General features: G+C 65.7%; 15 protein-coding genes and 2 pseudogenes. 6 read left to right on the top strand and 11 right to left on the bottom strand.

The genetic code is table 11. From position 1 onward, the window contains the following. Positions 1–9 precede the first annotated feature (9 nt). The 3 genes from BLW05_RS22345 to BLW05_RS22335 are packed head-to-tail and all read left to right on the top strand — an operon-like array spanning position 10 to position 2955. The gene (locus BLW05_RS22345; protein ID WP_093165763.1) at positions 10–1212 is read left to right on the top strand and encodes an ABC transporter substrate-binding protein; all 1203 of its coding nucleotides are present in this window, start codon (positions 10–12) and stop codon (positions 1210–1212) included. Positions 1213–1225: 13 nt separating this feature from the next. Further along, positions 1226–2134 (top strand): NAD-dependent epimerase/dehydratase family protein, encoded by a 909-nt coding sequence (locus BLW05_RS22340; protein ID WP_093165762.1) that lies wholly within the window; start codon positions 1226–1228, stop codon positions 2132–2134. Beyond that, positions 2131–2955 (top strand): SDR family NAD(P)-dependent oxidoreductase, encoded by an 825-nt coding sequence (locus BLW05_RS22335; protein WP_093165761.1) that lies wholly within the window; start codon positions 2131–2133, stop codon positions 2953–2955. The genes BLW05_RS22340 and BLW05_RS22335 overlap by 4 nt, the downstream gene beginning before the upstream one ends. 72 nt (positions 2956–3027) lie before the next feature. On the opposite strand, the gene BLW05_RS22330 is transcribed toward BLW05_RS22335, so the two are convergent. The 4 genes from BLW05_RS22330 to BLW05_RS36040 form a co-directional block, all read right to left on the bottom strand. Then, complete coding sequence (locus tag BLW05_RS22330; RefSeq protein WP_093165760.1) at positions 3028–3384, bottom strand: hypothetical protein; 357 nt, start codon at positions 3382–3384, stop codon at positions 3028–3030. A 122-nt stretch (positions 3385–3506) separates the two neighbouring features. Then, positions 3507–4352 carry a hypothetical protein gene (locus BLW05_RS22325; protein WP_143044897.1) on the bottom strand — a complete coding sequence of 282 codons (846 nt, stop codon included), beginning with the start codon at positions 4350–4352 and terminating at the stop codon, positions 3507–3509. Positions 4353–4594: 242 nt separating this feature from the next. Then, positions 4595–5143 (bottom strand): hypothetical protein, encoded by a 549-nt coding sequence (locus BLW05_RS22320; RefSeq protein WP_093165758.1) that lies wholly within the window; start codon positions 5141–5143, stop codon positions 4595–4597. Between the two features lie 144 nt (positions 5144–5287). Beyond that, a complete protein-coding gene (locus tag BLW05_RS36040) occupies positions 5288–5455 on the bottom strand; it encodes a hypothetical protein (RefSeq protein ID WP_177142775.1) in 168 nt (55 codons plus the stop codon). Here BLW05_RS36040 and BLW05_RS22315 point away from each other — a divergent pair. Continuing rightward, positions 5454–6077, top strand: a complete 624-nt coding sequence (locus BLW05_RS22315) for a LuxR C-terminal-related transcriptional regulator (RefSeq protein ID WP_093165757.1) — start codon at positions 5454–5456, stop codon at positions 6075–6077. The two genes, BLW05_RS36040 and BLW05_RS22315, sit on opposite strands and share 2 nt — an antisense overlap. A gap of 21 nt (positions 6078–6098) precedes the next feature. Here the strand turns inward: BLW05_RS22315 and BLW05_RS22310 are convergent, their stop codons facing one another. The 4 genes from BLW05_RS22310 to BLW05_RS22295 form a co-directional block, all read right to left on the bottom strand. Further along, complete coding sequence (locus BLW05_RS22310; protein ID WP_093165756.1) at positions 6099–6848, bottom strand: peptidoglycan DD-metalloendopeptidase family protein; 750 nt, start codon at positions 6846–6848, stop codon at positions 6099–6101. Positions 6849–6894: 46 nt separating this feature from the next. Beyond that, entirely contained in the window at positions 6895–7098 is a 204-nt protein-coding gene (locus BLW05_RS22305) for a hypothetical protein (RefSeq protein ID WP_093165755.1), read from the bottom strand. Positions 7099–7201: 103 nt separating this feature from the next. Further along, positions 7202–7840, bottom strand: coding sequence for a hypothetical protein (locus BLW05_RS22300; RefSeq protein WP_093165754.1), 639 nt, complete (start codon positions 7838–7840; stop codon positions 7202–7204). Between the two features lie 194 nt (positions 7841–8034). Continuing rightward, positions 8035–8271, bottom strand: a complete 237-nt coding sequence (locus BLW05_RS22295) for a hypothetical protein (protein WP_093165922.1) — start codon at positions 8269–8271, stop codon at positions 8035–8037. 158 nt (positions 8272–8429) lie between these two features. On the opposite strand from BLW05_RS22295, the gene gltS reads away from it, so the two are divergent. Further along, the gene (gene gltS, locus BLW05_RS22290; RefSeq protein ID WP_093165753.1) at positions 8430–9644 is read left to right on the top strand and encodes a sodium/glutamate symporter; all 1215 of its coding nucleotides are present in this window, start codon (positions 8430–8432) and stop codon (positions 9642–9644) included. A 6-nt stretch (positions 9645–9650) separates the two neighbouring features. Here the strand turns inward: gltS and BLW05_RS22285 are convergent, their stop codons facing one another. Both BLW05_RS22285 and BLW05_RS36535 read right to left on the bottom strand, forming a co-directional pair. Next, the gene (locus tag BLW05_RS22285) at positions 9651–10097 is read right to left on the bottom strand and encodes a GAF domain-containing protein (RefSeq protein ID WP_143044896.1); all 447 of its coding nucleotides are present in this window, start codon (positions 10095–10097) and stop codon (positions 9651–9653) included. Positions 10098–11047: 950 nt separating this feature from the next. Next, positions 11048–11438, bottom strand: a pseudogene (locus BLW05_RS36535) (phosphohydrolase). Positions 11439–11987: 549 nt separating this feature from the next. On the opposite strand from BLW05_RS36535, the gene BLW05_RS22275 reads away from it, so the two are divergent. Then, positions 11988–12188, top strand: coding sequence for a hypothetical protein (locus tag BLW05_RS22275; protein WP_093165751.1), 201 nt, complete (start codon positions 11988–11990; stop codon positions 12186–12188). Positions 12189–12519: 331 nt separating this feature from the next. Here BLW05_RS22275 and BLW05_RS36030 read toward each other — a convergent pair. Further along, positions 12520–13287 (bottom strand): annotated as a pseudogene (locus BLW05_RS36030) (aminopeptidase); the annotation flags it as partial.

Raw genomic sequence — 13287 nt, 5'->3', positions numbered from 1 at the left:
GAGACTCGTATGTTGAATCGAAAGACTTTCCGCTTCGGCCGTCACGCGATCGCGCTTGGCGCACTCGCGGCCGTGATTCCGTTCGCCGCGCTGGCGCAAGGCAAGGAGCCGGTCAAGGTCGGACTCGTTTCGTCCAAGTCGGGGGTCTTCGCGCAGCAGGGCGAAGAAGTCATGCGCGCGGTGAAGTTCGCGATCGACGAGGCCAATACCGCGGGCGGCGTGGACGGCCGCAAGGTCGAATACGCCGAAGCCGACGACGAAGGCACGCCCGATGCGGGCCGGCGCGTGGCCGAGAAGCTCGCGCGCGACGGCAACAACCTGCTGATCGGCGCCATCCCTTCTTCGATCTCGCTGGCGATCGCACAGAACCTCGATCGCTGGGACGCGGCCTATTTCGTGGTCGCGAGCAAATCCGACAAGCTCACGGGCGACACCTGCCGGCCGCGCAGCTTCCGCACCAACCATTCGGATGCGATGGACATCGCGATGATCAACGAGTGGGCCAAGGACCTGAAGGAGAAGACCTTCGCCGTGCTCGCGGCCGACTATGTGTGGGGGCGCGACTCCGGGGAGTCCTTCAAGAAGGCGGTCGAAGCCACCGGCAAGACGGTTCCGCTGTCGCTCTACGTGCCGCTGGGCACCAAGGACTTCTCGCCCTACATCGCACAGCTCAAGGCGGCCAACGTCGACGCGGTCTGGGTGGCCGAGACCGGCCGCGACGCGATCGCCTTCGTCAAGCAGGCCGAGGAGTTCGGCCTGATCCCGAAGACGAAGCTGATCGGCCACGCGCTGATCCAGAACTTCATGATCAACGCGACCGGCAAGGCGCTGGACGGCACGCCGGGCAACACCGCCTACACCGCCACCATCGACAACCCGCGCAACAAGGCCTTCGTCACGGCCTGGAAGGCGAAGTTCAATCGGCTGCCGACCGACAACGAAGGGCAGGCCTACAACGGCATGCAGGTGATGTTCGAGGGTGTGAAGAAGTCGGGCAGCGTGAAGCCGGCTGAAATCAGCAAGGCATTGCGCGGCGCGCAGATCGACTCCATCTACGGACCGGTGACGATGCGCGCCGCCGACAACCAGTTGCTGCTGCCCAACTACGTGGCGCGTGCGAAGCCTGTCGATGGCGCCATCGTGCCGGTGATCGAGCACACCTTCCCGCCGTCGCTGGTGCCGGCACCGTCGCCGCTGTGCAAGATGAGCTGAGGCCGGCCGACCGATGAAGCAGGTGCTCATCACCGGAGGCGGCGGCTTTCTCGCCGCATGGATCGCACGCCGCCTCGCGGCGCGCGGAACACGGCTCGCGCTGTTCGACGTTCCGGGCGCGCCAAGGACCGCGAGCGACATCGTCGGGCCGGGCCACGCATCGCTGCTCGAATGGCGCGAAGGCGACATCCGCAGCGCGGACGACGTGCACGCTGCGATGGAAGGCTGCGACGGCGTGATCCATCTCGCCGGCGTGCTCACGCCGGCGTGCAGCGCCAATCCGGTGCGCGGCGCGGAGATCAACCTGATCGGCTCGCTTCACGTGTTCGATGCCGCACGCGCGCAGGGTCTCTCGAAAGTGATCTACGCCAGCTCGGCGGGCGTGTATGGGCCCGCGCATTCACGGCATCCGGAGCCCGCGACGCACTACGGCGCGTTCAAGCTCGCGGTCGAAGGCGCTGCGCGTGCGTACTGGAACGAGCATCGCATCGCCAGCGTGGGCTTCCGGCCCTTCGTGGTCTACGGCCCGGGTCGCGAGACCGGCGTCAGCGCCGGCCCCAGCCTCGCGTGCCGTGCGGCCGTGCACGGCACCCCTTACGCGATCGGCTTCACGGGTGCGTGCGGACTGGTCTATGTCGACGATGTCGCGCAGGCTTTCGAAAACGCGCTCCTGGCGCCCGCCGACGGCGCGAACGTCTTCAATCTCGTGGGGCAGGTGCACACGATCGATGAGGTGATCGCCGAGATCCGGCGACAGGTGCCGGATGCCGACCTCCGCGCCGAAGGCCCGCCGCTGACGATTGCGGCCGACGTGGCCGAGGAAGGCCTCGACGCGTTGCTGCCGGCACGCGGACGAAGCACGCTGGCCGAGGGGATTGCCGCGACCCTTTCCTACTACCGTTCGTCTCGGGGTTCTGCATGACTGCGTCGACCACGAACAGGCGACACGCGCTCGTCACCGGCGGGCCCGGCGGCATCGGCCGCGGCATCTGCTTCGCGCTGATCGAGCAGGCACAGCGCGACGGGGCTGCGATCCACGTGACCGCGGCGGCATCACAGCCGGGTGATCGCCTCGATCGACTCGTGGATGAACTGCGTTCGGCCGGAGCGACCGCGACCGGCGTCGCCGGGGACCTCACCGATCCCGCATGCTGCGCGGACATCGTGCGGCAGGCCATCGACGCGGGCGGCGACCTCACGGCACTCGTGTGCAATGCCGGCGCATCGGGGCCTGGACGCCTCGCCGACCTGCCCACGGCCCAGTGGGACCGCACCTTCGATCTCAATGTGCGCGCGGTGTGGCTGCTCGCGCAATCGGCGCGCCCTTCTCTCGCACGGACAGGCGGGTCGATCACGGCGATCGCGTCCATGTCGGGCCACCTGCCGCATCCGGGCTACGGCGCGTACTCCGCGGCCAAGGCCGCCCTGGTGATGCTCTGCCGCCAGCTCGCGCAGGAATGGGCAGCCGATGGCGTCCGCGTGAACAGCGTCAGCCCGGGCATGATCCGGACCCCGCTGACCGAGGCGGCCTATGAGGATGAGGAAACGCATCGCGGCCGGCGCGCGCTCGTCCCGCTCGGGCGCATCGGAACCGTTGCCGACATCGGCGCCACGGTGGCATTTCTTGCGGGAACGGGGGCGGCCTACATCACAGGCCAGAGCATCGTGGTGGACGGAGGCATCTCCGATCGCATGCTCGGTTTGATTCCGGGGCGGCCGGGCAAGCCAGCCATCGTCGACTGAGCGGCGCCGCCGGAACATGACGCTGCGCCCGGCATCGCGGGCGCGCGCATCAGGAGAAGCCTCGCTCTGCCGTCAGGGCTTCTGCTTCTCGGGCGCGTCGGTGTTGCCGCCGCGCGCGAGCTCGCCGGACTTGTTGGCCTCGCGGGTCGCCGCGCGGCGCTTCGCGTTGGCGGCCTTGCGATCTTCACGCGAAACCTTCGGTGCTGCCGTGGGCTGCGGCTGGCCTTCGCCGATCTGCGGGCCGCGTGCAGCAGCGGCACCTGCGCCCTTGCGCTCGCCACGTGCCTCGGACCGCTCGGCCGGCGTGGTCGGCGCAACCGGGCGCGCCTTGCCTTGCGCAGGATCGACCTCGCCGCTCGACTGCGCAAATGCGGTGGACGCAATCATCGGAATCAGGGCAAGACCGGCGGTCAGGAGAATTTTTCGCATGGGGACCTTTATTGAAGTTGAAAGTGGCCCACGGCGTGGGCGCATGCATCTTGCCAAGAGTCCCCAGCCCTGTCCACATCGGGTGTTGCGCCCCGCCATCAGCGTTGACCTCGGGGAACCCATCAACCCGCGAGGACCGGATTGCGCCGGCTTTCGTCGATCCGCCGCTGACGATTGGCTTCCCTGCATTCGGCATGCTGTGCAGCCCTGGGCTGCGCACAGCTCCTGTTCACACAGACCGCGCGGGCGATGAAGGAGTAGCCACTGCATGCCGCCAGTGGGCCGCCTTGCTGCACAGGAAGGGCCTGATGCGAAGGGGTGGGCCTGGGCCGTACCGGCACGGTCTTCTGGATGTCGCGCTCTGCGTCGATCTCCGCGATGTTCGCGATGTTCGTGCCATCGACGGTCGCGGGGGTCTCGGAGCGCGCGTCCCTTTCCACACTCGGGTGCGTGTCGGACTTCGCCTGCGCATGCCTCGCATGCTCGCCCTGCGGAATGGCCAGCGGCGTCGCCGAGGCGCTCGCGTTCGGTGCGGGGAACACCGATTCGATGCTCGAGTGCTGGGGCAGCCCGACGGGGCCGGCCTCGCTCACGCGCAGCTTGTTCCATGCAAAGAAGCCGAGGAACATCAGGATCGGCGGCACCAACACGAGCAGCAGCATGCTTCGCAGCGCGGGGAGGTCAGAGAACTCCGGCCTCTCGAACGATTTGCGGTCCGTCGCCGTTGTCTCGCCGGACGGCTCATCGTCCGTCTCGTCCGCCGCCAGGAACGAGCCGCCGCACGCGCGGCAGCGGGCGGCCCCTCTGCGATTGAGGGTCTGGCAGAAGCCGCAGGTGGCAAAGACCGCCTCCTTCGGGTGAAGCAATATCTCCACCAGATCGCCGAGCTGCGCATAGGCGACGGACGGCGCCGCCGTTGACCAGATGGAATTCGCGGGCGTAACGAGTTGCATGCTGGACTCCTTCATGCTGGCGGCCTGATGTTCGACCCGCGCCTGTCGGGCCGTTGAAAGGCCATGCACGTGTCAAAGCAACTTTTGTCGATGCAAGACCGCAGCGTGCTTGTAAGACGGCACCTGTATCTGCATCACCAAAACGCTGAAGCAGCAATCGCTACCAAGAGTCAGGCAGGTGTCGAAACGCATCACGCGCTGACCCGTGCGAACTTGCGCGGACCGATCCGGTGTCGGCCGCGCCCTGGCGCCCGAATTCAGCGGGGCTTCAGCACCGTGAAATCGAGGTAGGCCGTCGGCGCGAAGCTTTCGCCGGCATCGTCCTGCTTCTCGGCGCGCGACTCGGGCACCGAGGGCAGGTATTCCATGAAGTCGGTGGCCGGGAAGGTGACGTCGTGGCGCACGGCTGCGCGCTGTTGAGCCTGGCGCTCGCGCGACTTCTCGCGCAGCCGCGCCAGATCGGCACGCACCTCGGCGAGCGTTCGCATGGGCTTGTCTTCAGGGACTTGCGCCTTCACGGCCGGCGCGACGACGGGCTGATCGACCACAGGTGCTGCCGCCCGCTGCGGAATCGCGACCGTCACAGGTTTCTCCACCTGGTCGACCTTGATGGACGCAACCGCCAACGGAGCCACGGCCTTCGCCGCCACCGCGGGCGATGCAACCGCTTTCGCTTCGACCGGCCGAGCGGGACGTGCCGCATGACGCCGGGCCGGCGCGGACTTCGCGAACACGGGCCTGTTGAGGAAGGCCATGAGTTCCTTGAAGAAGCGATTGAACGTTCCGAGAGACTGGGTTGCTTCCATGATGACGTGCGGTCGGGAGTTTCGGGCGATTGTGCTGTTGCACCGACTGAATGCAAACGAGTTACAGCGCGTCGCGCCGATCGATCCGCGCAAAAATGCACGGACCTTCAAGGCCATTTTTCCATTTCAGTGAGACATTAGTTTTCATTTCAAAAATCCCCCTGTCACGGTCCGTTCCATCTTCGTGAAATACGTCGCAGGCACACTTGGCGCTGTCGCGAACGGGATGGCGAATGCCGGGCCGGCCGTGCGAGTATCGAAATCTGAAACGAAATTTCCTGCGACGGGCAGCGAACCGAAGAGATCTTCCATGAGTATTTACGTCATCGACGACCACCCCCTGATGCGCGACGCCGTCTCGATGGTGCTGCGGCGCGTTCGTCCGGCCGCCAACATCGTCGAGCTCGACCGCCTCTCGAGGCTCTCGAGCGCCATCGGCAAGCATGGCGCCCCCACCCTGTTCTGTCTCGACCTGAACCTGCCGGATGCCAGCGGCTGCTCGGGCGTCGTCTCGCTGCGCGAAGAGTTCTCGGACGTTCCGCTCGCGGTCTACTCGGCATCGCCGGCCGAAGACATGGAGCAGCTCTGTCTCGCGAGCGGCGCCGACGTCTACATCGACAAGGCCACCGGCTCGTCGAGGCTCGCCGACTCCTTGCGCGCCCTGCTTTCGGAAGACACCGACGCGGAAGGCGACAGCGATGAAGCCGACATCCCTGCAGGTGCCGCAGCCGGCAAGCTGACCAAGCGTCAGGTGCAGCTCGTCGAGTGCATCGCTCGCGGTTACGGCAATCGCGAGATTGCCGAGCACCTGCAAGTCAGCGAGCACACGATCAAGGTCCACATGTACCGCCTGTTCAAGCGCATCGGCGTCACGAGCCGCACGCAGGCGCTGCACTACGCGCGGACCAACGGCCTGCTTCCTTCGAAGCACTGACGGCCCGAGGGCCGGGCGGTTTCAGGGCGCGGGCGGCTGCGCCTTGAGATAGGGCATCGGATCGACCGCATTGCCCTTTCGCCGAAGTTCGAAGTGAAGCTGGGTGCTGCTCGAATCCGTGCTGCCCATCTCCGCGATCTGCTGGCCCGCCTTCACCTGCTCGTCCTCGCGCACCAGGATCTTGCGGTTGTGTGCGTAGGCAGTGATGAACTCATCGTTGTGCTTCACCATGACGAGGTTGCCGTAGCCGCGCAGCTTCGAGCCCACATACACCACGCGCCCGCTGGCCGCCGCGACGACCGGATCGCCGGGATTGCCGCCAATGTTGATGCCCTTGTTGGTGCCTCCATTGAAGCGCCCGACGACCTGTCCCGAAGCAGGCCACAGGAAGGTGCCCGCCGCTGCGCCGGGTGATGGCGAAGCGGCGACCTTCGGCGCGGTCGAATTGCCGGATTTGCCCGCAGCGGCGGAACGGGTCGAACTGCTCTTGCGCCTCGGTTCAGCCTTCTTCGCGCGCGGCTTCTGGGTCTCGGTGCTGGCGGCGACATCGGACTTCGCGGTTGCCGAGTCCGCGCGCGAGACGGTCGGCGGCGAGGAGGAAGCACGCGAACGCGGTGGATCCTTCGGCGATGTGCCGCACGCCACGACCAGCGTGCAGATCAACACCCCGAAGGCGACGCGAAGACCCGAAACGATGCTTGAACTCTGGGGAATGTTTGCGAACTGACCCGTGCGGGTCGTTGGCCGGATGGCCCGATCTCTCTCTTGCATGTCGCGCTAATGTACCGGCCCGCGGCGCGAACCCGGAGTGTGCGCGTCAGCGAATCGTCGAGAGCCGGCCGAAGGCGGTGCCGCGTCCCATCGTGCTGGCGCATTCCCTCACCAGTTCCGCCGAGCGCGTGACCTGGTCGGTCATGCGGTCGTTGATGGTCTTTTCGCGGCGAAGGCGCGGCGCCAGCAGGCACCATCCAGCGCCGATCACGCCGATGGTCGCCGTCACACAGATCCAGTACGAGTCCATCCGAAACCCCTTGTTGAACTGGCAGGCAGTCTGCCTGCTGAGCTGGGGTCTTGCCTATACGCCGTTCGGACCGCCCTGTGCACAAGCGCACGGTCGGCACCGGTCAGATTTCACGGTTCGTGGGGGACTCTGCTTTCGCAGCCTTTGCCGCAGCGTGCGCGCGGACCCAATAGAACTCCTTGCGCGCACTCGTCTCGCCCACGCGCAGGGCACGGCGCGATGTCTCGAAGGGCGTGGGACTGATCGTCCCTCCCGCCTCGCAATAAAGCGGCAGGGCTGACGGCGTACGCCGATGCGCTTCGAGCAACTCGCGCAGCGGAACGCGGATGCTTTCAATCGACCTCGATGACGAACGCACCTTCACGAACTCGCGCGTCACGATCAGCTTGCTCGCCGCCTGGAACTCATCCCGGTCGCGTTCGCCGAGCGTCTCCCAGGTGGCCTCGACGGCCGGCGCCATCATGACCGAGTCGGGCGTCGGGTAGCCGCGCAGGTGCGCGCTGTCGGCGGCGGCGAGGCAGGCCAGCAGGTGCGGCGTGAGTTCGATGGCGACCCGTCCCGACACCGTCGTGCCGGCCGCACGGATTTCGATGATCGCCTTTCGCGCCGTGCTGCGCGCCCGCTCGGCGCGCGCCCGGCGCCGCCGAGCCCTGACACGCGCGAAGGCCGCGAGTCCGGCCACCGGCGTCGCGACGGCAACGAACTTGATGGCGAGGAGTTCGTTTCCTGAAAGGATCAGCAAAAGGCCCCCGGGCAATCGAAGCGGTGGGGCGCGGAAGAAGAGTCGGGCATCGGGAAGTGGCGCGTTCGCAAGTCGTACATGCGGCCCCTCAGCCGCTCAAGCATATTACCTGTGAACAGATGTTTCATGGGCGCGGCAAATACGGATGCGCGCCTCGCGATCCCGGGGGGCCGTTCCGGTCCCGGCGCGCAGCGTCAGCTACCGGTGACCCACCGCTTCCACCAGGGGCGCGGCGGCTCAGGCGGCTTCATCGCGAGCTGCTGGAGCTGGCTGGTTCTCTGCCGCCTGCGCAATTCGACCTCCAGAGCGTGCGCCACGCCGTAGGCCGACTTGTCGCCGCGCGAGGCTCGCGCGCGCCAGCCGTGCGCGTAGGCAATCAATTCCTCATCGTCGAGGCTCGCGAGTTCTTCATGGGAGGGGACGGCGGACATGGACTCGACCAATAGCAGGAAATTTCGCAGCAACCCCCCGGAATCTACACGAGGCGGCGCCGGGCGCTCACGCCTATGACGAATGCCATACGCATATCCGGCGCGCGCGCCCGCTATGCTCCTGCGGCATTCGTCATCGCATCGAACGGAGCACCGCCTTGCCTCAAGACCTCCACCTCGACGGCTACGTCAGCTTCACGATCGCAATCCTGCTGCTGTTCGTCGGCAAGGCGTGCACCCGGCGCTTCGAGTTGCTGCGGCGCTACAGCATTCCGGAAGCGGTCATGGGCGGCCTGGTCTGCATCGTCGTGGTCAGCGCGCTGTACCTGGGCATCGGGCTGAAGGTGGATTTCCAGCTCGGCGTGCGCGACATCCTGCTGCTCTATTTCTTCGCCGCGATCGGCCTGGGCTCGGACATACGGACGCTGCGCCAGGGCGGACGGCCGCTCCTGATTCTGGTGGCGCTCGCGAGCGCGTTCATCGTGATGCAAAACCTCGTCGGCATGGCGATCGCGAGCGCGTTCGGACTGGATCATCGCGCCGGTCTGCTCACGGGCTCGATCTCGCTGACCGGCGGCGTCGGCACCACGCTCGCCTGGGCGCCGCATTTCGCGCGCGACCTCGGCATCACCAACGCGGAGACCCTCGGGCTGGCCAGCAACATGGCAGGCCTGATCGCGGCCTGCGCGATCGGCGGGCCCATCGCGGCGTACCTGCTTCGACGCCGGCACGTCGTGTCGTCGGCCGAGGCGATGCTTCCCGCCGGCGGGCACTACGAGGACGAGGAACGCACCCGGCTCGACTACAACAGCGTGCTGATGGCGCTGCTCTGGCTCAACGTCGCGCTGATCCTCGGCCGCGGCGTGAGCGCCGCGATCGCGCTGACCGGCCTGCGACTGCCGGAGTTCGTCGGTTGCCTTATCGCCGGCATCCTGGTGCGCAACATCACCGCGATGTTCACGAAGCAGAAAGGCCAGCTCTGGCACTGGGACCGGATGCGCGCCGGCGTATCGCTGATCTCGGACATCTGTCTCGGGGTGTTCCTCACCATGGCGCTCATGGGCCTGCAGCTCTGGCAGATGCAGGGCGTCGCCACCTTCGTGCTGACTGCGCTGACGCTCCAGGTGCTCATGGCCATCGCGTTCACCGTGCTGGTGGTGTTCCGCTTCATGGGCCGCGACTACGACGCGGCCGTCGTCTGTGCGGGCTTCGGCGGCATCACGCTGGGGTCGACCGCCACCGCCATCGCCAACATGAGCGCGGTCACGCGAGAGCACGGCGCCGCGCCCCGCGCGTTCATCGTGGTGCCGCTGGTGTGCGGCTTCTTCATCGACCTGGTGAACGCCTTCGTGATCGGGTTCATGGCGCGCTGAGCACGCTCAGAGATACGCGGACAGCGCCTGCGCCGCTGCCTCGAGCAGCTGGAATTCCTCGTCGTCGAGGTGAATCGCCTCGGTATCGAAGTGCGAAATCGTGCCCCACACGTCGCCATACGGCGTCATCAACGGGACACTGTGGTAGGAGACGACGACGCCCCTGTAGGGATGCCCGCGCAGCCGCTCATCCACGGCAGAGTTGTCGGTACGGAACGAACCATCGCGCAGCGCGAAGCGACAGAAGCTCACCTCGAAAGGCACCGCGAGCAGGAATTCAGGCCGCGCGGCGCCCTTCTTGTCGAAGAGGAACTCGTTGCGCAGCAGCGCGCCCTCGAACCGGTAGATCGCACTGTACCGATGCGGCACGCCCGCGTTGAGCCAGGCGAGCGCCTCTTCGACGCCAGAACTGCGCACTACATCCAGAAAGGCCTCGACGCTGCGTAGGTTCATTCAAACAGTCTACGCCGGCACGGTGACGTGAGCATGGCGCTCACACCAACTGAAGCAATCGCCCATCCGCTGCGGGTGATTGCAGTCGACTGCAAGGGACTGCATACGACTGCAGAAAACTCTTTTGAAATCAATAGGTTAGCACCGTTTTTACGCACTGCAGACTTGCCGTGCCGCGGGCGCCCTCCTACGCTTCTTTTGCCCCCGGCCAGATGACCGGGTGATGTCCGGCCCGCAAGGGCCCTTGTTGAAGGAGATAGCCATGACAGCTGACGACCATCCTCATGACCACGGTGAGACCCCCCGCCGTTGCCCCGCCGCAGTGCGAGCGCGTTCTCGTGCGCGACGCCATCCCTGCGAGGGCAACGACCCCGCGGCGGCGACCGACGCGAGCGGCACCGTGCCAGCCGACAACTCGCCATCGCTCGCAGGTCATCACAAGACGGCGGACCGGCGGCCATTCAGCAAGCTGAAGTTCAACGAGCTTCAGTGTGCGTACACCGATCGGTCGCAGAAGATCTGGGACAGCGAGACGCCCGGCCTCGGCATCCGGCTGTCGCCCGGCGGTGCCCGCAAGTTCATCGTACAGGGGCGCGTCAGGGGCGCCGTCGTTCCTGTCACGCTCACTCTCTCACGCGCGTGCGACGAGTCGTCGCTCCTGGATGTGAAAGTGGAAGCGCTCAAGAAGCTGCAAGCGATGGCGGCTGGCATCGATCCCCGCGAGGTAGCGCGCGAGGCCGTCGAAGGCAACGTGGCCAAGAAGATCACCTTGCAGGAGATCTTCGATCTCTACAAGTTGACGAACCAGAAAAAGCGCGGCGCCAAGAGCGGGCCGCGCCGCCCATCGACACTGCGTCTCATGCAGTACACCTTGGACACCTATCTGGAAGGGATCAAGGGTTCGCCAGTAGCTTCAATCACGCCGAGGCTAGTGGCCGCATCCGGGCTCACTATCGGCTGGGCCGTGCAGCAAAGGCCTCATCGAAGGCCGCACGCAATTCCGCGTTTACCGCAGGAAGACCGTCGACCACGCGCTTGGCCCAATCGAAGTACTCCTGCCGACGCGCCAAGGGCCAATCGGCTGGCGGGGCGGCTGCAATATCTCGCAAATTGCACGTCTTGTCGGCAAGTTTGACGAGCGCTGCGGCCGGACTTTTATGCTGTGCATGTTCCACCTGTAGTTCCTTGCGACGGAATTTCGGCAGCGACTGTCGCCATCAAGTGCGCAAGGGCGATGGGGTGGTTGATGTACGGTGACGCGTCAGCGTCCTTGCGTCGTTGGTTTCTATGACGCTCAGCAGCGAAAAGAACTGCGTCCAGAAGTACAGATAGCTCGCTCACCCGCTTCTCCTTGTTGTTGGGCTGGACACCTTTCGGATGAGCCCATCAGCTGACAAAGGTGACCCAATCACCTTACTTCGTTGAAACGGCAGGATACGACAAGGACCTGACGATGCGAATCTGGCGTCACGGCGGACCGCTTTTGACCGACGGCGGCCGACCGCCATCTGTTGCGGTGAAGCGCCTTTGCCCGGGCCGAAGCCGCCCACCGGCGCCGGCCCTGGCTCAGTTCGTTAAAGACGAGCTCGACACCTTCTCGAGTACGGGCATCCTGGCCCAGGGCCCGCACGAGGCAGGCCCAAGAAGGGTTGGTCCTTGAAGCCCACCCGGGAGAAACCACGGTCTCACGGTAGTGGACGTTGTCCTACGCGACAAGTCCGGAAAAAGTGCTCGTTTGCCGCGTCTTCGCAGCCTTCTACGGCAGCCAATTCGCATCAGCGACGCGCTAGGACCTCAATATTCCGATTCGAACTTCCTGACAAGAGAAATTCCAGGGTGGCGTGCTGGTTGTTAGACGCGCAATACTGCCGCCCGCTGAAGGAGATTGTCATGGCCAACAAGAAAGTTCAGCTGAACGACGAACAGTGGAGTGCGCTCCAAGCCCTCCGCGAGGCCAATGCCCGGCGGTATCCGACCGACTCAATCAAAGTCTCGAATCGCCTAAGGTCGAACGGATTTGTGGCAATGGACAGTCAAGGCGGCAAGCTCCTGACAGACCAAGGGCTCTACCGGTTGCAACAAGGACGGTAAGCGATTAGTCGCCTTTGTAGGCGCGAGCACGTCCCCTCGCGGCGTGGTTTGTAGGTGTAGGCAACCCTATCGCTGTCGCTTCGAGACTTTGGCTCGCGTGCCATGGCGTCGGCGAATCTTCTTTCTGTCACCCTCGAAGCCGTGTCTTGGTCGCAACCCTCAAGGCTGTTCGAGTGCTCAACACGGGACCGTGGCGAAGGTCAGGAACTGGCCGAACGGAGCCGCGGCAGTGCAGCGATAGCGGCCCTTCAGGAAGGCAAGCACGGAAGACCGCAAGCCAGCGCTCTGCAGACATTCCTTTGCTGGGTACGCGAAGGCCACGTCCATCGGCTCACGCCCGGCCGCGGACCATGTCGAGCAGGCGACCCACGATGCGCTCGCCATCGGCCCGCAGGCCGTTGTGGGCGTACTCGTTGGTAACCCAGGCCCGCAGCCCACGAACGCCACGGGCCGTCTCCTCGGCAAATGATCGCTCCACGTAGACATCGTCGACGTACACGGTCGCTGCCACTGGGACCTCATTGCGGGCAAGGCGGTCAGCGTCGTACAGGCGCGGCCATGGATGCTGGGCCAGAAGCTGCGCCACCTCGCGGTGCGCGCGTAAGCCCGAGTAGTCGTCCCACATCCAAGGGAAGACGTGCTCTGCGCCGAGGAGGTCGCCGGTCATCGCCTCCTCGGGCGCGAGCCGGTGTGCCGACCAGCGAGTTGCACCCCCGTCGGCGTACGAGGACTCATGGAGCGTCGCGTAGATCGGATTGCGCTCCCAAGATGACGCCATCTGCGCGTCGACCATGAATGCGGCCGAGCCGAAGGGCAACTCGAGCAGGTGGTGAAGCCGTTCGAACCCGGCGCTATCGCCGAGCCACATTCCGGTCTGCCGGAACCGACGCGATGTGAGGCGGTCGCCGTTGGGCAAGCGGACATCTTCCTCGTCGAGCCGGCGCAGGATCGTCCGCAAACGATCGAGGTCTCCTGGGTATCGCGCGTGATAGCGCTGGTTCGCCTCGCGCACGCGCGCCCATGTCGCCGCGTAGACCTCGTCGACCGGCCGATTCGTGATCGGCGCGAGGCCGCCGGTGATCAATACCTCCCGCAGGCC

Source organism: Variovorax sp. YR216, assembly GCF_900107745.1.
Lineage (GTDB): Bacteria > Pseudomonadota > Gammaproteobacteria > Burkholderiales > Burkholderiaceae_C > Variovorax.
This window is presented reverse-complemented; position numbering and strand designations above follow the sequence as displayed.

Excerpts from the sequence above, each read along its gene's own strand:
- BLW05_RS22345 (WP_093165763.1), top strand. The coding sequence starts at position 10 with ATGTTGAATCGAAAGACTTTCCGCTTCGGCCGTCACGCGATCGCGCTT.
- BLW05_RS22340 (WP_093165762.1), top strand. The coding sequence starts at position 1,226 with ATGAAGCAGGTGCTCATCACCGGAGGCGGCGGCTTTCTCGCCGCATGG.
- BLW05_RS22335 (WP_093165761.1), top strand. The coding sequence starts at position 2,131 with ATGACTGCGTCGACCACGAACAGGCGACACGCGCTCGTCACCGGCGGG.
- BLW05_RS22330 (WP_093165760.1), bottom strand. The coding sequence starts at position 3,384 with ATGCGAAAAATTCTCCTGACCGCCGGTCTTGCCCTGATTCCGATGATT.
- BLW05_RS22325 (WP_143044897.1), bottom strand. The coding sequence starts at position 4,352 with ATGAAGGAGTCCAGCATGCAACTCGTTACGCCCGCGAATTCCATCTGG.
- BLW05_RS22320 (WP_093165758.1), bottom strand. The coding sequence starts at position 5,143 with ATGGAAGCAACCCAGTCTCTCGGAACGTTCAATCGCTTCTTCAAGGAA.
- BLW05_RS22315 (WP_093165757.1), top strand. The coding sequence starts at position 5,454 with ATGAGTATTTACGTCATCGACGACCACCCCCTGATGCGCGACGCCGTC.
- BLW05_RS36040 (WP_177142775.1), bottom strand. The coding sequence starts at position 5,455 with ATGGAAGATCTCTTCGGTTCGCTGCCCGTCGCAGGAAATTTCGTTTCA.
- BLW05_RS22310 (WP_093165756.1), bottom strand. The coding sequence starts at position 6,848 with ATGCAAGAGAGAGATCGGGCCATCCGGCCAACGACCCGCACGGGTCAG.
- BLW05_RS22305 (WP_093165755.1), bottom strand. The coding sequence starts at position 7,098 with ATGGACTCGTACTGGATCTGTGTGACGGCGACCATCGGCGTGATCGGC.
- BLW05_RS22295 (WP_093165922.1), bottom strand. The coding sequence starts at position 8,271 with ATGTCCGCCGTCCCCTCCCATGAAGAACTCGCGAGCCTCGACGATGAG.
- BLW05_RS22285 (WP_143044896.1), bottom strand. The coding sequence starts at position 10,097 with ATGAACCTACGCAGCGTCGAGGCCTTTCTGGATGTAGTGCGCAGTTCT.
- BLW05_RS22275 (WP_093165751.1), top strand. The coding sequence starts at position 11,988 with ATGGCCAACAAGAAAGTTCAGCTGAACGACGAACAGTGGAGTGCGCTC.